Source organism: Paraburkholderia sediminicola (assembly GCF_046027825.1).
Classification (GTDB): Bacteria; Pseudomonadota; Gammaproteobacteria; order Burkholderiales; family Burkholderiaceae; genus Paraburkholderia; species Paraburkholderia sediminicola_D.
Genome location: NZ_JAQQDU010000040.1, coordinates 1 through 22,987, shown reverse-complemented (window position 1 = coordinate 22,987; position 22,987 = coordinate 1). Strand labels below are relative to the sequence as shown.

The 22,987-nt window shown below is 56.9% G+C and carries 18 protein-coding genes and 3 pseudogenes; 8 read left to right on the top strand and 13 right to left on the bottom strand.

Annotated elements, in window-relative coordinates; all coding sequences use genetic code 11:
* Nucleotides 1–10: 10 nt before the first annotated feature.
* From PQQ96_RS21760 to PQQ96_RS21745, 4 genes are all read right to left on the bottom strand, one after another.
* Nucleotides 11–2,089, bottom strand: coding sequence for a hydantoinase/oxoprolinase family protein (locus tag PQQ96_RS21760; RefSeq protein WP_408296358.1), 2,079 nt, complete (start codon nucleotides 2,087–2,089; stop codon nucleotides 11–13).
* Between the two features lie 82 nt (nucleotides 2,090–2,171).
* Nucleotides 2,172–2,723 carry a GAF domain-containing protein gene (locus tag PQQ96_RS21755; RefSeq protein ID WP_408296356.1) on the bottom strand — a complete coding sequence of 184 codons (552 nt, stop codon included), beginning with the start codon at nucleotides 2,721–2,723 and terminating at the stop codon, nucleotides 2,172–2,174.
* Between the two features lie 159 nt (nucleotides 2,724–2,882).
* Nucleotides 2,883–3,875 (bottom strand): CobW family GTP-binding protein, encoded by a 993-nt coding sequence (locus PQQ96_RS21750; RefSeq protein ID WP_408296353.1) that lies wholly within the window; start codon nucleotides 3,873–3,875, stop codon nucleotides 2,883–2,885.
* Nucleotides 3,859–5,499: an amidohydrolase family protein gene (locus tag PQQ96_RS21745; RefSeq protein ID WP_408296350.1), complete on the bottom strand. Its 1,641-nt coding sequence runs from the start codon at nucleotides 5,497–5,499 to the stop codon at nucleotides 3,859–3,861. The genes PQQ96_RS21750 and PQQ96_RS21745 overlap by 17 nt, the downstream gene beginning before the upstream one ends.
* Nucleotides 5,500–5,622: 123 nt before the next feature.
* Between PQQ96_RS21745 and PQQ96_RS21740 the strand changes: the two are divergent.
* Nucleotides 5,623–6,346 (top strand): annotated as a pseudogene (locus PQQ96_RS21740) (IS630 family transposase); the annotation flags it as partial.
* A 46-nt stretch (nucleotides 6,347–6,392) separates the two neighbouring features.
* Here PQQ96_RS21740 and PQQ96_RS21735 read toward each other — a convergent pair.
* Both PQQ96_RS21735 and PQQ96_RS21730 read right to left on the bottom strand, forming a co-directional pair.
* Nucleotides 6,393–7,535 carry a porin gene (locus tag PQQ96_RS21735; RefSeq protein WP_408296347.1) on the bottom strand — a complete coding sequence of 381 codons (1,143 nt, stop codon included), beginning with the start codon at nucleotides 7,533–7,535 and terminating at the stop codon, nucleotides 6,393–6,395.
* 48 nt (nucleotides 7,536–7,583) lie between these two features.
* Nucleotides 7,584–8,237 carry a purine-cytosine permease family protein gene (locus tag PQQ96_RS21730; protein ID WP_408296344.1) on the bottom strand — a complete coding sequence of 218 codons (654 nt, stop codon included), beginning with the start codon at nucleotides 8,235–8,237 and terminating at the stop codon, nucleotides 7,584–7,586.
* A gap of 735 nt (nucleotides 8,238–8,972) precedes the next feature.
* Here PQQ96_RS21730 and PQQ96_RS21725 point away from each other — a divergent pair.
* Nucleotides 8,973–9,260 (top strand): hypothetical protein, encoded by a 288-nt coding sequence (locus tag PQQ96_RS21725; protein WP_408296496.1) that lies wholly within the window; start codon nucleotides 8,973–8,975, stop codon nucleotides 9,258–9,260.
* 13 nt (nucleotides 9,261–9,273) lie between these two features.
* On the opposite strand, the pseudogene PQQ96_RS21720 reads toward PQQ96_RS21725, so the two are convergent.
* Nucleotides 9,274–10,010: pseudogene (locus PQQ96_RS21720) on the bottom strand (IS5 family transposase); the annotation flags it as partial.
* Between the two features lie 505 nt (nucleotides 10,011–10,515).
* Entirely contained in the window at nucleotides 10,516–11,628 is a 1,113-nt protein-coding gene (locus tag PQQ96_RS21715) for an IS110 family RNA-guided transposase (RefSeq protein ID WP_408296341.1), read from the bottom strand.
* Nucleotides 11,629–11,751: 123 nt separating this feature from the next.
* On the opposite strand from PQQ96_RS21715, the gene PQQ96_RS21710 reads away from it, so the two are divergent.
* Entirely contained in the window at nucleotides 11,752–12,141 is a 390-nt protein-coding gene (locus tag PQQ96_RS21710; RefSeq protein WP_408296338.1) for a porin, read from the top strand.
* A 676-nt stretch (nucleotides 12,142–12,817) separates the two neighbouring features.
* Here PQQ96_RS21710 and PQQ96_RS21705 read toward each other — a convergent pair.
* The gene (locus PQQ96_RS21705) at nucleotides 12,818–13,705 is read right to left on the bottom strand and encodes a helix-turn-helix domain-containing protein (protein WP_408296335.1); all 888 of its coding nucleotides are present in this window, start codon (nucleotides 13,703–13,705) and stop codon (nucleotides 12,818–12,820) included.
* Between the two features lie 1,463 nt (nucleotides 13,706–15,168).
* On the opposite strand from PQQ96_RS21705, the gene PQQ96_RS21700 reads away from it, so the two are divergent.
* From PQQ96_RS21700 to PQQ96_RS21680, 5 genes are all read left to right on the top strand, one after another.
* On the top strand, nucleotides 15,169–16,467 hold the full coding sequence (locus tag PQQ96_RS21700) for a cytosine permease (protein ID WP_408296332.1): 1,299 nt from the start codon (nucleotides 15,169–15,171) through the stop codon (nucleotides 16,465–16,467).
* A gap of 192 nt (nucleotides 16,468–16,659) precedes the next feature.
* The gene (locus tag PQQ96_RS21695) at nucleotides 16,660–17,412 is read left to right on the top strand and encodes an IS5 family transposase (RefSeq protein WP_408296330.1); all 753 of its coding nucleotides are present in this window, start codon (nucleotides 16,660–16,662) and stop codon (nucleotides 17,410–17,412) included.
* Nucleotides 17,413–17,789: 377 nt separating this feature from the next.
* A complete protein-coding gene (locus PQQ96_RS21690; RefSeq protein ID WP_408296327.1) occupies nucleotides 17,790–17,975 on the top strand; it encodes a hypothetical protein in 186 nt (61 codons plus the stop codon).
* A gap of 3 nt (nucleotides 17,976–17,978) precedes the next feature.
* Complete coding sequence (gene fghA, locus PQQ96_RS21685; RefSeq protein ID WP_408296325.1) at nucleotides 17,979–18,821, top strand: S-formylglutathione hydrolase; 843 nt, start codon at nucleotides 17,979–17,981, stop codon at nucleotides 18,819–18,821.
* A gap of 228 nt (nucleotides 18,822–19,049) precedes the next feature.
* On the top strand, nucleotides 19,050–19,868 hold the full coding sequence (locus PQQ96_RS21680; RefSeq protein ID WP_408296322.1) for an EAL domain-containing protein: 819 nt from the start codon (nucleotides 19,050–19,052) through the stop codon (nucleotides 19,866–19,868).
* 247 nt (nucleotides 19,869–20,115) lie between these two features.
* Here PQQ96_RS21680 and PQQ96_RS21675 read toward each other — a convergent pair whose 3' ends face one another.
* From PQQ96_RS21675 to PQQ96_RS21660, 4 genes and pseudogenes are all read right to left on the bottom strand, one after another.
* Nucleotides 20,116–20,784 (bottom strand): IS5 family transposase, encoded by a 669-nt coding sequence (locus PQQ96_RS21675; protein WP_408296319.1) that lies wholly within the window; start codon nucleotides 20,782–20,784, stop codon nucleotides 20,116–20,118.
* 144 nt (nucleotides 20,785–20,928) lie between these two features.
* Nucleotides 20,929–21,114 (bottom strand): annotated as a pseudogene (locus PQQ96_RS21670) (ATP-binding protein); the annotation flags it as partial.
* A gap of 27 nt (nucleotides 21,115–21,141) precedes the next feature.
* On the bottom strand, nucleotides 21,142–21,516 hold the full coding sequence (locus tag PQQ96_RS21665) for a cupin domain-containing protein (RefSeq protein WP_408296316.1): 375 nt from the start codon (nucleotides 21,514–21,516) through the stop codon (nucleotides 21,142–21,144).
* Between the two features lie 223 nt (nucleotides 21,517–21,739).
* Nucleotides 21,740–22,828: a porin gene (locus PQQ96_RS21660; protein WP_408296313.1), complete on the bottom strand. Its 1,089-nt coding sequence runs from the start codon at nucleotides 22,826–22,828 to the stop codon at nucleotides 21,740–21,742.
* Nucleotides 22,829–22,987: the final 159 nt, after the last annotated feature.

The following is a 22,987-nucleotide window of genomic DNA, read 5'->3' as shown; positions in this document are numbered from 1 at the left end:
TCCGTCGTCCTCAAATCGTGATATGGATGTTGCCGAGACGGTCGACGGTGACACCGTTGTTCGGATGTACAACGATCGTCGTGCCAGCGTCTTCAATGATTGCGGGACCTGTAAATGACATCCCGGGTTCGAGTTTCGCATTGTCGTAGACGAGTGCTTCGTGGCTTCCCTCCAGCGCATAGTCAACGAACCGACGTCCCTTCACGGCCACCTCCACCGTCGCTCCTGTCACAGGCATCTCATCAAGGTCCAGCTTACCGATCTCCGCGACCGTGACAAGGTGAAAGCCGACGATCTCGAGTGGCGCATCCAGACGGTAGGTGTACTGCTGCTGGTACATTGCGTGGAAGCGATCAGCGATCGGGTCCCAGTGTGTGGAGATCTGCTCGCCTGCCTGCAGCGGAACCTCGACTGCGTGCTCCTGGTTCTGGTAACGCAACTTGCAATGGATCGTCAGCTTGACGCGGTCTGGGGCAATGTCCTCATCCGTGAACTGTGCGAGCGCGGATGCAGTGAGTTCCTCCATCAACGACTGCGCTTCATTGATGGCACCCTCGCGATCAGCGTCGAAGAAGCGATTGACGAACAGGTCGCGCCGCAGATCCGACATTGTCATGCCCCACGCGGAGAACACCGAAGCGCCACGCGGAATGACCACCTTCTTTACGCCTAACTCCTGTCCGAGCGCGACCGCGTGCATCGCGCCGCCGCCGCCGAATGCGACGAGCGTGAAGTCACGCGGATCGTGGCCGCGGCCGAGCGACACCAGCTTCAACGCATTGACCATATTGTCGTTGGCGATCCGGATGATCCCGCGCGCGACTTCCTCGCGCGACAGGTGCAGTTGCGTTGCCAGCGGATCGAGCGCCCGCTCGACGGCCGCCATATCGGCGACGAGTTCGCCGCCGCAGAAATAGTCCTTGTTGATGCGGCCAAGGACGAGGTTCGCATCCGTGGTGGTTGCATTCGTGCCGCCATGACCGTATGCGGCCGGCCCCGGCGATGCCCCAGCCGACTGGGGGCCTACGTGCAACTTGTCGAATTCATCGATCCACGCGATAGAACCGCCGCCATTGCCAATCTCCACGAGATCCACCACCGGCACCATAATCGGATAGCCGGCGCTAACACGGTCCCGTTCAATCCAGTAGTCGGTTTTAATCGTGACCTGCCCGTTCTTGATCAGCGAACACTTGGCGGTAGTGCCGCCAATGTCCAGTGCCAGTACGTTCGGCTCGCCGATCAGGCGCCCTAGTTCGGCAGCCCCCCAGAAGCCGCTGGCCGGACCAGACTCGACCATCGTGATCGGAATCTCGCGCGCATGGGATACGGTATCGACGCCACAATTTGACTGCATCACGTACAAAGGTGCTTTGTAGCCGTTCGCCCTCAGACCCTGCTCGAGATTGTTCAGATAGCGCGAAGCAATAGGTTGCACGTAGGCGGACAGCACCGCCGTACTCGATCTTTCGTATTCCCGCCATTCGCGCGTGATCTGGTGCGAAGCGACGACCGACACCTCCGGCCAGAGCCGGCGAACCTCCGCCAGTACCGCCTGTTCGTGTGCAGGATTCGCGTACGCATGCAACAGGCAGATCGCCACCGCTTCGACGTTTTCACGCCGGAAATCGTCGAGGATCTGCTTCAACCCTTTCATATCCAGGGGCTCACGTTCCCGCCCATCGAAGTGGAGGCGGCCGGCAATTTCGCGGCGCAGATGGCGCGACACAAAGGGCGCTGGTTTGATCCACCGGAGATTGAAGAAATCCGGGCGATTGGCTCGTGCAATTTCCAATACGTCCCGAAATCCTGTGGTTGTGATCAACCCGGTTCGCGCACCTCTGCGTTCCGTCAATGCGTTAATGACGACCGTAGTACCGTGCGCCAGAAAGCTTACGTCTTCGAGCCGCACGTCCGCCTTACGCAATACGTTCAGAATGCCCTTCTCGAAATTGGGGGGCGTCGTATCCGATTTGGCGGTTCGGATGGTCTGCTTGCCACTGACCGGGTCGGTCTCAAAGTAGACAAGATCGGTGAATGTCCCACCGACATCGGTTGCCACGCGTACGGTCTTCCTATTTATCGTCACAGCACGTCTCCTTGCATCATGAGTTCCGGCCAACAGCCGAGGTCATGAGTAAAAGTTAATTAAACTGGTCTTATTGCCGACGTCACACCTGACCGCCAAGCCAGCCCGTTGGCGAGGACCGAAGACCAATGTCCAGTAACAACGGCGTATAGGCCAGCGCCAGCAGGGTCGTAGCTTTCTCAATGCGCTCCGGCGTAAACCAGTGCGCTTCGTGAAGAACGTTGACGGTGCCCATTACTGAACCGTAAAGCCGTACCGGCAAATTCAAAACGGACCCGCAGCCTAACCTGAAGAGAGCTTCGTGGTCAGGCAACACGCGCCGGACATCGGCCTCATCGCGGCACAAGAATGCCTTCTGACGCCCTAGAATCTGCTCCGCCCACTCGCCGCACGGCTTCCCCTTCGTGCCTTCAACCGGATATTCAGCCGGGTGGCTCGTCCAGATGCGCCGTGCGACAAAGTCCGGCGCGTTCTCGAAGACCGACAAAGTGAAGAGGCGGTAACCGACGTGCTGCTGGAACGTCGCGGCCAACTCGCTCAGGACCTCGTCCAGTGCCAATGCCGTGGCCTGCGCGGCGACCATCTTCGCCATCGCGCGTGCCAACAGGGCTGATTCTTTATCCGCGTTAAACACCCTCTTTCTCTCCTAGTATGCGAGCGCACTTGCACTCGTCAGATAAATCGCCGTGCGCTTGGGTTTCGCCACTTCCAGAATCTTTTAGGGCGCTATCCCGGTCCGATCGAAATCGAACGCCTGATCCCAGCGCTAAAGTTATTGCTCACACTTGGCACTTCAATGCATGGTAACTCTCAATTCCAACGATGGATCGATGCCCAGCACGTCCGCTTTGCTGAGGTCACGGGCGATGAGCACCACATTGCGGGCGATGTCATCGCGTTCCGGCACGCGCGTCGGATTGCTGAAGACTGTCCCTACACTTTGTATCAGTAGAAGATCGTGGCAATCTGCGACCTCAACGAAACCCTTTAAGCGCAACAGGCGCTCGCCGCAAAAGGCAGCAAGGTTGTCGAGCCAGTCTGCCAGCTCGCCCCATGGCAGAATCTTCGTGAATTGCACGAGCATGACCTGCACGCGCTCGTGACGCGATTGGCCCATCCGGTTGAGACTTTGCAACACTCGACCTGCAGACGGCACAGCGCTGATGTCCAGTCCACGTGGCGCACCCGCAAGTACACTCAATCGAACCCGTTCACGCGGGTCTGCCGTATTGCAGACGGTGGCCAGCGGATTAATACTGCGCACCGCGTCGTAGGCTTGTCTCTTCTGCACTTCGCTAGCCTGGTCGAGCTTGGTCAGAACCACTGTGTGGGCCGCCCCTAATTGGGCCAACACCTCATCATGCTGCCGCGCACAGCGCTCACCTTGCATCGTGTCAAAGGTAGCAACAACATGCACGTCGAGCTGGCTGAGTTCAAGACGAGCTAATGCACGAACGATGGGGCCGGGACGAGACAAACCGCTGCACTCGACGACTATGCGATGGAATGGCTCGCCCTTGCCCGCTTCTCGGTCGGCAAGCAAGCCTTGTATCGTCGCGACAAAGTCACTGGTCAACGAACAGCAAACGCAGCCGTTACTCAACATGATCGAAGGCACGCCGGCCCCTTCGACGACGATCGCACCGTCGATATTGATCTCCCCCACCTCATTCACGATCACCGCGGTCCCAGCAGCTTCCGGTTGATTCAGATAATCGATCAGCAGTGTCGTCTTGCCGCTGCCCAGAAACCCGCAGACGATGACAATTTCAAGTCGAAGCGTCATTGCGTCGATCTCCGTCTTCGGCCTGCTCAACTTCCTTACTTGTCGCAACAATCCCCCTCACGTCAGCGAGCAGTTCGCCCACGTCGTACACGACGCCACCCTTGATCGTGTAGCGCAACCCTCGAGACCATTCAGTGCTGTTGGTGGTGTCGTTTAGGCGCATCGCTCCCGTGCCGTAAAGCAGTTTGAAATCCGACAAAGGATTAATGTCGTGCACTAGAAGGTCAGCCGCCTTTCCGACATCAACGCTGCCAATCTCCTCGCTGAGACCTACCAACTCGGCGCCTTGTGATGTCGCGGCACGCAATACTTCAAGCGGCGTGAAGCCTGCTTCCTGCAGGAGCTCCAACTCGCGCACGTAGCCAAAACCGTAGATCTGAAAAACAAAGCCCGAGTCGCTGCCGGTACACACACGCCCGCCGCGATTCTTGTATTCGTTCAGGAACTGCATCCACAACCTGTACTGCTCTTTCCATTCAATCTCGTCGGTACTCGACCACCGATACCAATAGGCGCCATGGCCACCGCGCGACGGCTGAAAGTACTTCCAAAGACCTGCCCACGTATAGTCGTCGTGCCAATCCGCCCGACGCGCGCGCATCAGATCACGATTCGCGTCATATACCGTGAAGGTAGGAACGAAAGTGAAGTCAAGCTCCAAAAATCGATCGAGAACTTCGTTCCACTTTGCACTGCCAGGATTAGCGGCGCTTCGGAAGCCCTTACCCGCAGCAGAGAACCGCATGTATTCGTCGTTATAGTTGTAGTCCGGCGCGTAGTCCTGTAGAAAATGGTCTTCGAAAAGCGATTCAGGTAAGCCGTAGTAGTGTTCCTGGCTGGTTAAACCCCAACCCGCCGTCTTCAGCGTGTTCATTCGAGCCACTGACTGCTGAGCATGGTGACAACCAGAACGTAGACCAAGATTCGCGCACTCCTTGAGCGCAGCCGCCATAATCGCCGGGGGTGCCCCGAAGAATTTAACGCCATCTGCACCTCGCGCCTTAACTGCCTCAAGCCAAGCGCGCGCTTCAGTGGGCGTATGAATAACCTTCAGGAAATCGTTGACCGCGGGGAAATAGGGGTAAGCCAGCAATCGAGGGGCGGCAATGTCGTGGCTTTCGGACTTCGCCTTCTGATCAAGCGTCCAGCCGAGCCCGTTGAAACAGCCCATCTCGCGTACCGTCGTTACACCGTGCGCAAGCCAGAGCTTGTAGACATAGTCCGCCGGCGCCATGGGGCCGGACAGTGCGTGATAGAAAACGCCAATATGCGCGTGGCAATCAATAAAGCCTGGCGTCACGAACTTTCCATGACAGTCGATCTCTGAGTCGCCGGCAGCGGGTCTGCGCGACGGTGAGATCGGAACGTGAGGCGTTCCCACTGCGACAATTTCTGAAATACGCCCTCGCTCGACGACGATGTCCGCCGGCCCCCATGGCGGAGCTCCGGTGCCGTCGATAATGGTCGCGCCGCGAAGGACCAGGCGTCCGAAGGGCCCGGTGCCGCGATCTCGCGTAGTAGCCGCCTGTACCGGCGCCATCCCGGCGGCAATGCAGTTCATGATCATTTCTTCGCCCGGCTGCGATTCAGTCGAAACTTCCGGACGGGTGGTTTGGTTTTCCATACGTTAGCTCTCTATTTACTCCGTTGACTGGCTGGGACGGCATTCGCGCTCCGCCTCGCGAATCCAGGACGTGGTCACATGGACCTGGCTTGATCGTTTCGGCGAAATCCGGCGAGAGACACCAGCACGCGCACAATGGCCCGCGAGATGGGGCTGTCGCAGACGGCCGTGACGCGGATATGGCGTGCCTTCGGGCTTCAGCCACACCGGCAGAAGACCCTCAAGCTCTCCAGCGATCCATTGTTTGTGGACAAGGTGCGCGATATCTTTGGGCTGTATCTGGACCCGCCGCTCAAGGCCATGGTGTTGTGCGTGGATGAGAAGAGCCAGATCCAGGCGCTGGACCGCGCCCAGCCCATGCTGCCGCTGGCCCCGGGCATCCCTGAGCGACGCACGCACGACGATGTGCGCCACGGCACGACCACACTGTTCGCGGCGCTGGACATCTCCACGGGCGAAGTCATTGGCGAACTGCATCGACGTCATCGCAGCAGTGAATTCCTGCAGTTCCTGCGCACCATCGAGGCCAACGTGCCCCCCCCAACTGGACGTGCATCTGGTGATGGACAACTACGGTACGCACAAGACCTCCTCGATCAATACCTGGCTGGCTCGCCACCCGCGTTTTCATACGCATTTCACCCCGACCTCTGCTTCGTGGATTAACCAGGTCGAACGATGGTTTGCCACGCTCAGCGAGACATACATCCGCCGTGGCACTCATTGCTCCACCCGGCAACTCGAACAGGCCATTCGCCAATACATCCAGATCAACAACACTGATCCGAGACCTTTCGGCTGGACCAAATCGGCCGACGACATCCTCGCCAGCGTCAAGCGATTTTGTCTACGAATTTCTAATTCGGGACATTGGGTCTACGCCGCGCATGCGATTAGAAAAGATGACGTATTCCGACGCGCACTATCGTCTGGCTGCCGGTTGTCGAAGCCGTGGAGGAGCCCGAAATGGCGGCGAATGCGTCATCTCCTCCACTTGCATGCTGGTAGATACCATTCACATAGATATCAGTGCGGCGCGAGAGCAGATAGTCTAACGTCAGACCAATCTGGTTAGCGCGATTGTCCGTCAGAACGTCGTTACCTTTAGCGTAGATATACTGTGCGTAAGCAAAAAAGTCGGGCGCAAATGAATAGAGCCCACCGATCTCAATGGCGCTGACCTGCGCGCCGTTGAAGGTGTTATCCGTGTTCGTATAGAGCGCATCGATGGCAAAGCGCCCGAAGTCGTAGCGACCGCCTGCACCCCAGTTACGAATGCCACCCGTTCCATTGCCCAAGGTCTGGTCGTGCGCAAACGTAAAAGCTGCTTCGAGCCGCAACGGACCGCTCGCATAGTTCATACCAAAGCTGGTCATGTTGTTGGTGCCTCCCTCGCCGGCAATATTGCTAAAGCCGTACATGACGCCGAAGTCCAGGCCGTCGTAGGTCTTGGAAGTAAACTTGATGCTGTTCGGACTCGCTTCGCCCCCTGCAAGGCGGCTGTAGTCGAACGTGCCTAGAGGCGTGCCAAGTTTAGAAAATGGCCCGCCTGGAAGCTGATATAGACTGACGTACGGAAGCTGGTAGCCATATCGGGCGACGGACAGACTCTCGTTCATATAGTCAAATTGATTACCGAGCGTGACGGTGCCCATTGGCGTCGAGATACCGACGTACGACTCGCGCCCAAATATGCCTCCGCCTGACTCCGCCGCTCCGGTATTGATGGAGAACATGCCGTCCATCACAAAAATGGCGGCATAGCCACCGCCAAGGTCTTCGGTTCCACGCACGCCAATCAGATCCGGCGCCTGAATCCCGCTTTGCTCAGCAATGCTGCTATGACCGCCAGCGTTACTCGTATAGGTGATGCCCACGTCCAGCAGGCCGAACAGTGTCACAGAGCTCTGTGCTTGGGCTGCAAACGAAAGGCCCATCAACATGGCTGCAAGAATGATCTTTTTCACGGCTGTCAGGTTCTTAAGAAAGTGAGTACGAGCGTCGTCCCGGCGACCGAACGCGTCGGCAGCTTCCATGACGATCGGGGATAGCCGGGACTAGAGGAGACTGCCCCGGCGGCGCATTCACTGCGTCTGCAAGCTGAGCCGGCGAGGAACCAGACGGCTGAGCAACGGGTACAGCACCAGCGCACCAATCAGCGAAGTAAAAAACTCGATCGGGATAAGCGTGTTCAGGACATAGTGCGCGAGCACGAAGCTAATCACGGCGCTGGCAACGCCTAGCCAGTTTACTGAGGGGGTAGCGGCAGCGGGATGCCGGCGGGCGACGATGAAATAGTCCGCCAAGATGATCCCTGCGTAGCAGATCATCAAAACCCCAAGCACCGTGATAAAGGCGTTGAACCAGCTGAGAATCGATCCGCTGAGGAACATCGCCGAGACAACACTCGCAAGTACGACGAAGGTGATGCGGCCTGGACGCCAATTGATGGTCGAATCGGAAAGGCTCGTTAGAGACGGGGACGAGCTATACGTGTTAAGTACCTGTTCTTTCGATTGGGCCACGACCTTCAGTATCCCGCCCAGTACACCGCCGAACGCGATGAATGCCGAGGCTACGCTGTCGGGACTATTCAGCACCGCGGCATTGGCGGCTGCCTGAGTCATGCCTTTCTCACGCGCTTCTGCCCTCAAGACGTCCTGGACAGACCGCCCGGGCGCCATCGCACTGCTCGCAAGGACAACCGGGTGTACGTTATCGCCATGGTCTTTGCTCAATCTTGTCTCCTTTCGTTGCGTTTTACGTCCTTAGGAGCACGATACTTGGGATAGGTTAGGTGCGATTGTAAAAAAAATTCGCGTTGAAAATTCGAGGCATCGGTGCAGACGTCCCGGGTCTAGCGCAATGGTCTTAGTCGGATCTAAACAATCCACGAAGGCTTGCACAGTGCGGCTCTGGGGCTCAGATGGTCTCGTGGGATTCGCCTAGAGCAGATATGCCCGAACAATTTTCCTGCAAATTTTGAAGAGGCGTGGATGGGTCCGAATACGCCGGTAACAGGGGGAGGTTTCCTCCGCCAATCGATGCGCGAGTAGATCAAATGCCGCCATAAACTTCGGATAATCCTAAGGAAACTGCGGCTTCTTTTACGTCCTGATTCCGCCATTCAGATCAATCCGCGATGTCGTCGATCTGGGCTGGCGTGGGGCACTTGACGGCCATTGATAATTTCGTCGTGTTGCTACGTGATACGACAAGCTATGCGAACGTTTTTCATCATTTGTTGCGCCCTCCGCCCCTTTCATTTAGATATGCTGATTGTCAACGGCCCGTAGCTTAACGTATCATTCGGACGTCGGGTCTGCCCATGCCAATCGCGGTGCCTGAGCGCGCGGGCAGACGATCGACAAGGTTCGCAAGCGTTGCCGTGGCCGCCCTGGCGGCGCACGCAGTCACGGACGGGACCGCTTGTGATGGCATTTTGCCCAACGATTCAACCCGGAGCGTGTTTAATGTATCGACTCAAATTGGTCGCCCTTTCCGTCGTCGCTTCGATCGCGTGCGGGTTCGCGACGGCGCCCGATGCCTTCGCGCAGAGCAGTGCGACGAGCGCCACCGCGTCCTCTTCCGGTCAGGTTCGCAGGGCCCAGCGCAAGGCCGCACGCAAGGCGCGGCGTGCAAGCAAGAACGCCGAGCTCAGGACGCTGAACAAAGGCAATACGACTACCACGGGCGGCCCGCGCACGCTCGAGGGCGTGGAAACCAAGCGCACCAGCCCCGCGCCGGCCTCTGCACCCTGAGCATGACGCGCTGACGCAAGACCAGCGAAATCCGCGGAGCGTTCGCGCATGCGACGCTTCGCGGCATCACCCGATCCGCCCGCTCTCGTGTTCGTCGGCGGACCTCTCCGCGGACCGGCAACCCACCCGGTGCGTAAAGATGTTCATCCAAAGGACGTTGCTCAACACGATTGGCGCGACTGGGGATGACAGCTTGAATGCCCGCTGATTCCAGATGCTGCAGGATCGCGTTTGTATCGTAAGCCTTATCGGCAGCCAGACTGGCGGGTCTCAGTTCGCCCAGCAAAGGCAGAGCCTCGGGGCTGTCTCCAGCCTGTCCGCCCGTCAGATGAAAGCGAGCGAGCATACCCAGACCGTCGACCAGAGCGTGAATCTTGGTGCTCAATCCACCGCGCGAGCGCCCGATCGCCTGTTCGCCTTTTTTTTCGCCGCACCGGCGGCATGCTGGTGGGCACGCACAATCGTACTGTCAATGAAGACTTCCTCAAGGTCAGTGTCACCCGCAAGCCCGGCGAGTACCGCATGCCATATTTCTGCCCGAGACCATCTGGCAAAGCGTCGGTACACGCTGTTCCACGGTCCAAAATCGGGCGGCAAATCGCGCCATGGGCTACCAGTGCGTGCGATCCATAGCACGGCCTCGACAAACAGTCGATTGTCTGCTGCGGTCCGACCCGGGTCGGTGGATTTGCCCGGCAGCAAGAGTGCGATCCGTTCGTATTGGTCGTCGCTGAGCATCAGTCTTGGCATCCTGTTCTTCCGCAAAAGACAGGATGTAAACAGTTTTCCTCAAAAGTTAACAGCCCCCTCGGCGGTGATTGTCAACAGGCCCTTCTATGGGGAACTGAAAGTCAAGCCCGGTTCACGATACAAATTCTGTTATGCGAAGTAAATCTCCTTGTCCGGCCTCTACGGCCAGCCTGCGCGGTCACCTACCATGACCAGGCACAGGCTGGCCGTAGAGGCCGGTGCGTAAAGCACGGTACGGACGCTCATCGCGTAAACCTTGTTGCAGCCTGGCATGTCAATGTCATTCAGGTCAGGGTGTCTGTTGACCGGTCAGTGCCGAGTCGACCTTCTATCCGTGCCGGCCTGACAGGCCGGTCATCTCATGCCGCATTCGCGAAGCGCTGGAGCTACCCTGTTACCGACTCGCCCCATCTAGGGAAACGGCCACCCGCAATGGGTATCCCGAGCCCGTTCCGGGCGCGTTGACCTTTACATGCTGTTGCTGTATCCGATGTCATTCAGTCATTCAGGCCCCCAAGGTGTTGACGTCGCGCGGCTTGAATATCGCACCGACGGGGATCTCGCCGTGCTCGAGATAACGCCACAGGGCGATCGCCAGACGGCGTGCGAGCGCGACGATACCGATGCGCCGCATCCGCTTGCCGGTACCGGCAAAGCGCTCGTTGAACCAGTGGCTGAGCTGGCTGCCGGGCTGCAGGCGCAGCCAGCTCCAGGCGAGCTCGACCATCAGCCAGCGACATCGCCGGTTGCCCGCCTTGCTGATACCGAGTTCAACCTCGCTGGTGCCGCTGGCGTACGGCGTGGGCGTCAGGCCCAGACAGCCGGCCACTTCGCGGCGGTTGCGAAACTGCCGCCAGCCGAACAGTTCCCTGACGAGCGTCCATGCGCTGCCTGCACCGATGCCGGCAAGCTGTGCGAGCAGCGCCATGCCGGGATGTGCGCCGCTGCGCACCTGCCGCTCCTGCTGCACTTCGAGCAGGCGGATCTGCTGGCGCACCAGCGCGAGCCGATCACATTCGCGGTCAATCTCGGCGCGCAGACCGGGCGCCAGCAGCTCGCGCTGACGGGTCCACCAGTGCGTCCAGATGCGACCGCCGACAGACCTGACCCGAAGGTTGTGCAGTACCAGCAGGGAACGGATCCGGTTGGTGTGCACGGTACGCTCTTGCCGCAGGCGTTCGAGCTCGCGGTGAAGGCTCCGGTCGTCTTCCTGCTCAGGCGTGGGGATGCGGGCGACCGCCCACACGCGCCGCTCGCCCGCGTAATAGCGCATGAGCATCGACAGCAGCTTGTCGCTGTCAAGCCGGTCTGTCTTGGCGCGACGTGCACGGCGGTTCACCTCGATACTGGCCGAATCCACCACGAGATTGACAGCTGCTTCATAACAGCTGTAGACGGGTGCGTCGGCACCGAGATGGCAACGCGCCCTGGCGTTGGCGTTGGCGATGGCGGTGAGAACCGCCGTGGTATCACCGGCGGCGACCGTACAGCGGCTGGGCGCGCGCTGGCCATCACCCAGTGAGAGCTTCCAGTTCTTCTCGCCCAGTTCAAAAGCCATGTACAGGCGGCCACCTGCCGTCGTATTCTGCCCACGGAGGGCTGTGTCAGCCGTATCCATTTGCGTGCTCCTTCGGAGAAAACGAGTGTGCAACTCCCGTTTTACTCCAGTCGGGCTTACTGCCGCTGCCCTCCCACATAGCATCTAGGGGATCCAAACGACGCAGCCGACTATTTTAGTTGCGTGAATTATTGGCTGGCGAATGAGGAAAACAGTGTCGAACTAGGCGGCATAATTTATACTCCTAATGCCGTTAGCTACAGACTTTTCAAGGGCGACTTCAAAGTCGAAGCGCTATATGCTTTCGGCAATATGCCCGGTGAAATCAGCGTCGACCAGACGATCGCTGCGGGAGCGGCGTACGACAATGGGCGCCTGGCTGTTACAGCCGGATATCTGGAAAAGAACAATGCAAATGGCCAGCGCGATTTGCGGACCTATACTACGTCGGTCGGGTATCACACCGGCCCGATATTTCTCCGCATGGGCTACACGGACTTTGACCAGCCGCTGGGAAATAATATCTACTTAACACCCCCGCTTCAAATGTGGAGGTTCTTGACGCAGGTGTAAGCTGGAGCGTCGCTTCACGGGAGTGGTCGACGCAAAGGTTGGCGCAAACGCGCTGACAGCGGTGAGCACGACCGCCTCCGCGCTCCTGGTCTGCACCCCCGGCCATCGCACGGTCACTACGGGTGTTGGCCTCGTTCAGTATTTTTGAGAAACATTTAAAATCGAGAGCATGCAATCTGACCTTAACGACTCGCGGTATGTCATTAAGTCGTGAAACGCACCAGCGATCAGTTTCATCTGACGACGATGTGCTCTCCGCGCCGATGCAACGAAACGAAGTCTGCGCCTTCTGGCTTCGCAAGAAAAATATCATCTGGTGATGTAGCTATAAGCAGCGCGTCTAGCTTGCCGGCTCTACGAGGTCACGTCGACTGCGCGCTGTGCCATCCAGGATGTTCGACGCCACTGCGGGCGAATGGATGGATGAGCAGGACAAGTCAGCGACGAAAGAGTATTGCGCATCGGGAAACTAGCGCCGCGCAAGATCGACGCCCCCGGTTTGATCGATGCGTACTTCGCGAGAGAAAACCGGATCGCGCGTACCACTCGGGGATGTCAACTGCTCGGCTCGCGTCTGCTGCTATTCATCGGTTTAATAGGGAACAACGGTGCATGGGTGCCGACGCTCCCCGTCACAGCATTGCGACATTGTGATCGGGCGATTACTTCAGGCAAGCTACAAGCAGTGGGTAGAGAATTCACCGGGCGACATTCCTGTAAACTGGCGAAATGTCCTCGTGAAATGGGCCTGGTCAGTAAATCCAAGTTCATCGGCAATCGTTGCCAGCTTTTCATTTCGCCCCGCCAGCTTCGCCTTCGCGGCCTCAATGCGTAGCTGAAGTCGGTACTGATGAGGGGTGAACCCGGTCACTTTCTGGAAATTCCGATTGAACTGTGCGGCGCTCATCCCGGCAACCTTCGCCAGTTCACTTATGGGAAGATGTGTCCCGAGATCAGTTGAAATCGCCACGATCGCCAGATTAACGCCCGCCGACGGCAGGACTGGCGAATCAACGCGCACGCTGGCTGAGCTGCCATAGTGAATGAGCAGATGCAACAACAGTGTATCTTCCAGCGTTTGCAGGTAGCGCTCCTCTAGCCTACCGTCGACACGCGCTATCACCGCAAGACGATGCATGACATTTTTCAGTAACGGATCGGACATATACTTCGTTTGACGCAACGCGTTTTGCGACGCGTCCCCGCAGTAGCCGAGGACCGCAAGCTGCCGTCGCAGTGCGGAATCCGGAACGTATACGTGGAACATTTCCACCGTGCCGTCCGCACGCCATGATGGCACGTGACCAGCGGGGGTAACCCGAAGCCGGTTGGCTGACACCCGACCGGTGTAGAACGTCTTTCCGTCTAACCAACACTCACCTGTGAAGCCACGCAGCAACAGCGATACTACATGCACGTTCTGGAAAAGCGGCGCGACGTAAGGTTGCGTGCGCCTCCCCCCGGCACAGTGCCAACGCGCCCCGGTGATGTCGCTTTGTGTTGGCAATACTGACTTCGGCGCCATACTCCAGGCGGCGGCAATGGATTCAATGGTGGTGTTCATGGTGAGGTAGGAATTCCCCCCGAAGTAAATTCGGCAAGTCAGAATTTTGATGTGGTAATCGAATATCGCGCCATAAATCGGCAGTCAAGAACTTCTCTTTAGACGGAGATGACATTGAACCCTTTTGCAGGGTTGTGTCCCAAGCCACTCCTTCACCTCCCATATAAATCGGGTCAATTCGTACTGCCACGCCGTGGAAAATGGCGGCCGCCTTCGAAAGAAAATGGAAGTACGCTAGCGTACTCCGGCCCTGAATTCATCCCTTTTGGGGCGCGTGCCAGTAGTTGGCCCGATGGCCGCGGCTACAGTCACAGGAGCCGTTACGGCGGGGATATAGCTCCGCACTGACATACTGTACTGAACAGCCGTACTCGCCTCCAGTGACGGTCAAAGAGCGCAATCTGGTTGGCCTTGAACATAATCTGACTTTCGACACAAACCGCGCATCCGGTCCTTCCTCCACCCTTCCGCGACCGCCTCTCCCCGGGATGAGCAGTGTCGATGACCATGGTGTCTGTTTCCTTGACGCCAAACCTATCGACGCTGGCGACCTAGCAAACCAAGGCTGGTCGATAGACCTCGTCAACGGATACGAAGTCTTCCGAGCATGATGTCTCGACGCTGAGATGGCGAGCGTCGGTATCGCAACGCCGTTGTTGTTGGCCGTAATTTTTCTCATCATATAAATAAATTGCCCCCTTCTCTAACGCTTCTCCGCTAAGACAATAGACGATTGCGTGGGCATCCTTCCTCCGAACGGCGAACGGATCCGCGTTGCGCTCATTCGTCCCTTTAATCAATAGGATCATGCGCAAGTCAGACCATGGATGCCTCTCAGCGTTGGCCATATTCTTCGTAATCCTACTCATGTTTAGCGTCGCCCTTAGCCAACCGGATTGGGCTTCGAGCAAACGACGCTAAGCAACGTTGCGTCGAATCTCAGAGCGTGGGCGCCGATGACTAGAATGTTCAATGCAGTTTTTTTCTACAATCGCGCCGATCCAGTCCCGCGTATCTTTATCCTAACAAGGCCCCGCTTCTAGCGATTAGGTCTCGTCACAAGCACAAACAAAGTCGCCAGGTTCAGAAAAATGTCCAATCGTCCAAACGCTATTGCGCGACATTCCTCGGAGGTTTCGAAAATATGCTGAGTTTGTGATGAAGGTGCCCGAAATGGGATTCAGGAGTTTGAGCTGATTAATTAGGTATATCGTCGGGTTGGCCATAGGGCCGTAGGTACTCGTGCAAAAAATTTTAATAGCTCGATTTAGGATGTACATCAAACGCCACGTAAGGAGACACGATTGAGCAAAGATCATGACGACAACGCGCACAGGGTTGTCGAAAGTAGCCGTGCAAGAGCGCCCGGGCAATCTGTTCAGGAGAGGATGAACCGTTCGAAAGAACCTGCCACCACCGTTGGCATCATGATTGATATGGCTAACTCATAGGGAGGCGTCAAAATGGAGCACAGTCAAGAGCTTTCCGCAAAAGAAAATGGATTTGCCCGCGTTCAGGTTCCGGTTGAGGCGCGCGGTCCGGCATATCCAATTTTCCTGATCGTTGCCGGCGCCTTGTGCGGGTTGCCGGTGCTTATTCTGTCAAGTCAAGTGGGCAAAGAGTTGGGGCTGCTAGGTGCCGTCGTAGCTTTTATCGTCGGCGGCGCTATTTCGGGTGTCCTCGGGGCCCTGAATTCCTACTGCGGAGCGAGGAGTGGACTTAGCCTTGCTCTGATCTCCGAGCAGACGTTCGGGCGACTGGGTGGCATCGTGCTAAAGCTGACCATTGCCCTATGCACTTTGGGCTGGTTTGCCGTAATCTGCGCCGTTATGGGTGCCACGGCAGCCGGTATACTTCATCAGGCTTGGCAAATCAATATCAGCCCCGCCTTCCTCGCAGGTGCCTTGATTGTTGTTGTCGGGTTGCTGACTCTGAGAGGGGTGAAGGGGCTTAGCTGGATTGGAACTATTATTCTCCCGCTAACGGCTCTTCTTCTGGCGTACGCTATATATCATACCCTCCCGTTCCATTTGACTGTACGTGACACAATCATTCCTTCGTTTGGAGCCGCGTTCAGTAACGCAGTTTCTGGGGTGGTAGGGATGTACATCGTTGGCGTCATTATTCAGCCAGACTTCGGTCGATTCGTTAAGATCCCCAGCCGGGCAGCCTTCGCGTCGGGTAGCGCCTTGTCGATCTTTTATCCGTTGATGCTGATTGCCTCGGCGATCCCGTCAATTGCGGTGGGCGCAACAGACCTCATCAGCGTACTCGTCGGTCTTGGTCTTGCGGCTCCGGCATTCGCGTTGCTTCTGATCACAGCGACGATCGATTCTTCCGTTTCCCTATATTCTAGTAGTTTAGGATTCACAAATTTACTGAAAATCGTGCGTTTGCGTTGGGTCATTGTTGCTGCGTGCGTCTGCGCCTTTTGGGTGACGGGGGTAGATGCCGTCGCGCTACTTGCTGGTTTCCTGACAACACTAGGCATCGCTTTGCCGCCGGTCGCCGCGATTAACATTATCTCAGCGTTACAGCGCAGCATCCAGGACGCAACACGGGACGTAAAAGCGGACCTGCCACTAATTCGCATCGGCCCATGTATCGCCTGGGTTGTTGGTGTAGCTGGAGGCTACGCCGCATCGGTTCACTGGATTACTCTCACCACAGTCGCTTCGCTTGATTCGATTCTATTTGCGACGATCACACTTGCGATTCTGCGATTGGGCGGCAAGATGGTGCGACAGGTCGCTCCTGGTTGAGTGCAGTCGGTGGAGCAGCCTTCAGGTATTACCCCTAGTGAACGGTAGTCGGCGATTTTTTAAACTGGTCGCCGACCCAAAGGCCATTTTTCCGGATCTGAGCAAAGGTCCGAAGGCGTTTGTGGTTGGGCTAGGGACTGTTTACATTTGCCGAAATGTGTTTACATCCGGTTTTTGCACGCGCGAGACAGGATGACTCGAACGCTACTGAGTGACGAGGTATGGAAAAAGGTCGAACTCATTGTGCCGGGCAAGGAAGGCGATCGGGGCCGGACAGCGATCAACAATCGCTGGTTTCTCGAGGCAGCGCTGTGGATTGGGCGCACTGGTTGCCCGTGGCGAGATTTGCCGGCAGAGTTGGGTCGGTGGCACACGGTGTACAGGCGTTTCTCCCGATGGCGGCGCAAAGGCGTCTGGCAGACGTGTGGCCTAGGCGGTGACGGACTAGACGGAGATCGAACACATACTGATCGATTCGACGATCGTACGGACGCACCAGCATTCGGCGGGGGCATTAAAAACAGCGGGCCGCGGGCGCTCGGACGTTCGCGCGGCGGATTGAGCACCAAGCTGCATCTGGCAGTAGATGGTGCAGGTCGGCCTTTGCGTTTGGTCGTCCCTGCGGGGCGGGTTCATGACGTGTCATGTGCCGACGAGCTTATCGAGCACCTTCCCGTAGGCACGGTTATCGCCGACAAAGGCTACGACGCGGACACCTTCGTAAAAAGAATCCGAGCCACTCGGGCGAATGCAGTGATTCCGCGCCACGGTCGAATCGAAAGACAAAGGGCCGCTGCAGTCGTGTGCTGTTCCACACGCGCAACATCGTCGAGTGCCTCTTCAACCGCATTAAACATTTTCGTCGCTTTTCCACTCGCTACGACAAGCTCGTCGACAGCTATTTCGTGTTTGGATCGCTTGCCTGTGCCTTTGGAACATTCGTGAAAATTTGAAAATAACCTAATTCATACCTCTTCATTTATCGGGTACGGGCGGAGTTGTGATGAACGGCGGAATCGGTAACTACCATCAGGACGGGTTGCGAAATTCATCAAATGCCAGAGAGCAAGGAAAGAGCGCGTACGCGAAGCCGAATTAGTCGAATAGCGGTAAGGCGTCCAGGAAAGGAGCGCTGTGATGAAAACTCGCGAACGATCGTTGCGCTTGTCAGTTGAAAAGTGGTTCCAGTCCACGCCAGCAATGCCTGTCCAAGTGTTTGACTATGGCCGCGTGATGCCTGGCGGGGCTCGGTACGTTCGTGTTGGCGTGGTTCGTCCACATGGCTCTGTGGCGATTGTGTTTTTTCGTCACAGCGATGGTTCGTGGAGCGTCTATCCGCCAGCTACAAGACGGCCCTCAATGCAGGCATACCAGCCGGCTGCCTGATGGCAAACATCCAAATGCTCGAGAAAGCAAAGCTGCCACTTGTCCCAAGCGAAGTGGGCGTCTGTTTGGACCTGGTGGAAAAGGACGAATTGATCCGCTCGGTCGTTCTGTTTAAAGGTTGAACTATGCTGGAACTACTATCTGAACATGTGTCTTTCGGGGGAGTGCAGCGTTTCTATCGACACGATTCCTCATCGGTCAGAGGATCGATGCGCTTTGGTGTGTATCTTCCGCCGCAAGCGTCGCTCGGCAAAGTTCCAGCCCTGCTTTTTCTGGCCGGCTTCTCATGCAACGAGGAGACCTTCGCAATCAAGGCCGGCGCTCAACGGTACGCAGCGGAACATGGCATTGCCATCGTCACTCCTGACACAAGTCCGCGTGGAGATGGCGTCACCGACGAGCCGGATGCTTGGGACGTTGGGATCGGAGCTGGATTTTATGTAGACGCCACTCAGGAGCCGTGGTCCCGTCATTACCGCATGTACTCTTACGTCTTACACGAACTGCCTGAGGTGATCGCTACCAGTCTTCCAGTGAACACAAACCGGATGGGGATATCGGGGCATTCGATGGGAGGCCACGGCGCGCTTGTGCTGGGCTTGCGAAATCGCCACGCGTTCAAGTCGATTTCGGCACTCGCCCCGTTCGCGGCGCCATCGCAGTGTCTGTGGGGAAAAAAGGCCTTTGGCCTATACCTTGGATCTGGTCGCGAGACATGGGCCCAATACGACGCGTCCGAGTTGCTGCTTACCCTGAATCGACGCCTAGACTTCCCTTTGCTGATCGATCAGGGTCTGAACGACCCTTTTCTGCAGGAACAATTGAGGCCAGAGGCTCTCGCCATGGCGTGCGCCAACTTAGGAGAACCACTTTATCTGCGGCGACGCGCCGGATACGACCACGGCTATAATTTTGTTTCAACCTTTGTCAGTGATCATATCGCCTTCCATAGCCGATGCCTGCGCTAGGCACAGAAAGTCGAAAAACGCATTTTCGTCTTTTCACGAAGGTAGAAATGCCTTGTGCTAGCGTTGAGCACCTTGCGCAACTGCGGTGTGTTGTACCATCCGACCGTTTGGGAAGAGATTCGACCCGGATGCCCGCCTCGTCGAAATGAGCAGAGCGGACGTTACGGGCATGCTGTGACTTTAATGGGATACCGGGTTCACTACTGCGGTGTTGCGCATTCATGTCACGTGCGAAGCACCATCACGGCGATTATCCAAATGGGACCTCAAGACCTGATGAAGTTTTCCGAGAGCGGCACTTCGTTCCAGTCTTCTTCCATGCGCTACGATGATCTAACGCTTTCGAGCGCGTTCCAGCCAAATTTCAGTTTGCGGCATCATAGTTCGATCGGGTACGAAGCATTGCTCCGGGCAAAGAACTCCGCAGGCAACGAGGTTCCTCCGCTTGAGGTACTGGGCCGTCCTCCGCAGGGGCGTTGGAATGACCTGGAGCGCAGTGTTCAGTTGCTGCATGCGTCCAATTTCGCACAAATGTGCATTGCTGACGACCGACTATTTCTCAATATCCGGCCCGACGGCTTTATTGTCTCAGAGGCCTATCGCCGTGTTGTAGACGCGACTCTGAAGCGCCTGGAATTAACGCCTCACCGCATTGTCCTGGAGGTACTTGAGAGCCCGAACGGAAAACTAAAGCAATTAGTCGAGGGCATTGCCGGGTTTCGACAGCAAGGCTTCCTAATCGCACTGGATGACTTCGGAGTTGGCCATTCGAACATCGACAGGGTCTGGCAACTTCAACCTGATATTGTCAAACTGGATCGCAGTGTCGTTGAGCAGGCCGCTCTTGGCTCACGCCGTGCGCGTCTGCTTGCGAAATTGGTGTCACTGCTGCGCGAAACCGGTGCATTGGTATTGGTAGAGGGCGTGGAAACGCAGGACCAGGCATTGCTCGCGCTGGAGTGCGATGCGGATCTGGTGCAGGGCTTCTATTTCGGGCGGCCCGGCCGCCGGCAGGGACGACGAGGTCACTTCAAAAAAGGTAGTTGACTCGCTGTGTAGCTCGTTTCGTCGGCGCAGCGACCCCTGAATTTGCTGATCATCGCGTTAGCCAGCTAAGATAGCGCGGACGATCTGAGCGGTCTTGGCCTACGATCGACCGTATCAGGTGGGATATGGGAGCGAGAAATCGGCATGATGTTCAGTACGGCGCGGAAGCCTAGTATTTGAAGAAGATGAACACTGAAAGGTTGCGCAGGCAATGTATGTGATGACAAGACAGGCGGACCGGGGCTCACTAGGTCGTTTTCACATTTACGACTGGCCCAAACGCGCAGGCAAGCGATGCGAACACGAGATAGCTCTCGGCGAGCTTGTCATATCGAATGGAGACGCGGCGAAAATGCTTGATGCGGTCGAAGAACCTCTCGGCCGGGTTGCGTGTACGGTACAGCACACGGTTGTAGCGGCGCTTTGTCTTGCGATTCGAGCGCGGCGGGATCACGACCTTTGCGCGGGTAGCCCGAATCCGTTGCGCGAAGTGGTCAGCATCGTAGCCTTTGTCTGCGATAACCGCTCCGGTGCGCAGATGCTCGACCAGTTGCGCGGCACACGAGATGTCGGCGACCCGTCCTTCAGTGACGATCAGTCGCAACGGGCGACCCTTCGAATCCTCCGCCAGATGCAGTTTGGTGCTCAGTCCGCCTCGGGAGCGTCCGAGCGCTTGCGGCCCGTTTTTTAAGGCCCCAGCCGAATGCTGGTACGCTCGCGCGACCGTCGAATCGATCAGGATGTGCTCGATTTCCGTCTCGCCCGCCAAAACATTCGCCACCCGCGGCCACACACCCTTGCTTCTCCAGCGCGAGAAACGGATATATGCCGACTCGTGATCTGAGAAATCGAGGCGGACGCCGAGGAGATTACTATGGCTTCTCTCAAGACGCAGATTTAGCGGTCCACGAACCATTGCCGCAATGGACCAGCCTCTTGAGCGAAAATAGTGTACTGTCGCTTTGCCAAGCCCTCTGGACGCTCCGGCGACGAGTACGACCCGGCGGCGCTGTCTATCTGGAAAGACCGATCCGTTTTGTTTCATATGACAGACGCCTTGTCACGGATCGCCGTAATGGCGCCAGTTGAGCTTTGGCAGCCAGTCGAAGTTGAAGGTCTCCAGTGTCTTGTCCAGCCCGAAGCCGGCACGCACGAGACGCGTGTCGAGCTTCTTCCGGTCCCGCCGCGCGACCTCATCATGCAGGAGCATGGCGAGAAATTCGGTGTAGGCGAACTGTCCGTCGACGGCACTGTTCGCACGATGAGTCGCCCGTTACGGATCAGGACTGGTAACCAATACCAGTGTGTCTTCGATCGCCTTCTCATAATGTTGCCCGCCTGGCGGCACGAAATAACAACCTCCCGATCTAACAAGTGCAACCGCGTCGCCTTCCCTTACGGACATTGCGCCTTGCACGACCATGACTTGCACCCAAGCTACGTGCTTGTGGGGCTTTATCTCCGTATCTTTAGGCAACTGGTAATATGCAGAGTAGATGCCCTGCTCGCCGTTCATAACGCGAGCCTCTTTCATCGGGGTACCTCTGACGTCAACGACTTTCCAATCGAGATTAGGCGGCTGAAATGTTTTGGCTTCCATTTTCTTTCTCGTTGCGATAAGGGGCTTGCTATCGGGTGGATCGCTCATACGGCACTCCAAACGCGAGCCGATACGTTATGGATTGTCACCCACCTTTGGCAATGTCCCAGCGATGTTCATATCGGGACGTTCTGGTCTTCATCAAGTGTGGACGAGGTCGATACCCCCGTAGCAACTTGGGCCACAGGATGGCAGTCTGAACTGCCAACATGATTTCGCTCCGGCGCCGCATCCATCAGCAACCGGATCGGTAATTGGACCGACAGGTCGCTTAAAAAAGATGCATCAGGCCGCCACCCGCCGTGACCGTTCGGCGGCCGGGGGCGCCTATCAGAAGCGCCGATGAGCTCGTGGTGACGGCTGTCAACGCGTTCGCGCCAGTCTTCGCATCGACAATACCCGTGAAGCAGTAAATGCTGGTCCGCTTCGACAGGGAGTAGGAGGCATTCACCGAATATTGACTCGCCGCATTGCGGGTGTTTTTCCGATCCTCGGAAAAATAGTATGTTGCTCTCAAGGTCAATGCGGGTGAAACGGTCCAGCTCACACCTGAGTCGAGAACTTCTATATTTGAAGCGGGCGTGCCGGGGCCATTCAAGATGCTATTGTTTCCTAGCGGCTGGTCAAAGTCCGTCAAGCCTACGCGGAAAAAGAGTGGGTCGGCATGATACCCAAATGACATCGTATAGATCCGCAAATCGCGCTGCCCATTTGCGTTGGTCTTTTGCAGATATCCGGCAGCAACAGCCACACGCCCATTGTCATATCCCGAGCCCATAGAAATCGTCTGGTCCGCACTGAATTCACCGGGCACATTGCCGAACGCATACAACACTTCGAGTTTGAAAGCACCTTTGAAGAGTCTGTAGCTAACCGCGTTAGAATCACTCATTGTGGCGCCTGGTGAGGCTGTGTTTCCCTCATTGACCAGCCAATAATTCACGCCGCTAAAGTAACTGGACCCAACGTTTGGATCCCCTAAGAGCATGGCGACGTAGGCAGGATCGATTTGCAGACCAGCAGTTATACGTCCGTACGTCGACTCGACATAAACGTTGGCATAGCGACTAAAGGCCGCGCCAGGTACGTTGATCGAGCCATTCATGTTATTAAAATTTTGTACAAGTTCGAACCCTGCCTTCAGGCCTCCCCAAAGATCTTCCGTTCCCTGCAAGCCCCATCTACTTGAATTTTGCCCTCCTGAAATGGCATTGAATACCGAATGTCCGGAGCTGCCGTTCTGATTCTGATAGACGAAGCCGCTATCAACGACCCCAAACAACGTGACACTGCTCTGTGCATCGGCAGTACTTGCGGCAAAGGCTGCGGCAACTGCAACGACAACGTTCAGCTTTCTCATCTTTGGTTTTCCCTCTTCGCATGGGGGCTCCTCGTAACGCATGCCCGGTTAGTTTAATTACACTGTTATCCTAAATGTTTAAAATCTGCTAAGTCCCACAACGCATTGCAGAAGTGCCGCTCGGGTTTGCCCCCAGACCATGCCCTTCCACGTGCTGTT

Coding starts and splice junctions, on each gene's coding strand:
- PQQ96_RS21705 (WP_408296335.1), bottom strand. CDS start 13,705: ATGAACACCACCATTGAATCCATTGCCGCCGCCTGGAGTATGGCGCCG.
- PQQ96_RS21750 (WP_408296353.1), bottom strand. CDS start 3,875: ATGACGCTTCGACTTGAAATTGTCATCGTCTGCGGGTTTCTGGGCAGC.
- PQQ96_RS21660 (WP_408296313.1), bottom strand. CDS start 22,828: ATGAGAAAGCTGAACGTTGTCGTTGCAGTTGCCGCAGCCTTTGCCGCA.
- PQQ96_RS21675 (WP_408296319.1), bottom strand. CDS start 20,784: ATGGTTCGTGGACCGCTAAATCTGCGTCTTGAGAGAAGCCATAGTAAT.
- PQQ96_RS21695 (WP_408296330.1), top strand. CDS start 16,660: ATGACTCGAACGCTACTGAGTGACGAGGTATGGAAAAAGGTCGAACTC.
- PQQ96_RS21725 (WP_408296496.1), top strand. CDS start 8,973: ATGTATCGACTCAAATTGGTCGCCCTTTCCGTCGTCGCTTCGATCGCG.
- PQQ96_RS21715 (WP_408296341.1), bottom strand. CDS start 11,628: ATGGATACGGCTGACACAGCCCTCCGTGGGCAGAATACGACGGCAGGT.
- PQQ96_RS21735 (WP_408296347.1), bottom strand. CDS start 7,535: ATGGAAGCTGCCGACGCGTTCGGTCGCCGGGACGACGCTCGTACTCAC.
- PQQ96_RS21665 (WP_408296316.1), bottom strand. CDS start 21,516: ATGAGCGATCCACCCGATAGCAAGCCCCTTATCGCAACGAGAAAGAAA.
- PQQ96_RS21700 (WP_408296332.1), top strand. CDS start 15,169: ATGGAGCACAGTCAAGAGCTTTCCGCAAAAGAAAATGGATTTGCCCGC.
- PQQ96_RS21745 (WP_408296350.1), bottom strand. CDS start 5,499: ATGGAAAACCAAACCACCCGTCCGGAAGTTTCGACTGAATCGCAGCCG.
- fghA (WP_408296325.1), top strand. CDS start 17,979: ATGCTGGAACTACTATCTGAACATGTGTCTTTCGGGGGAGTGCAGCGT.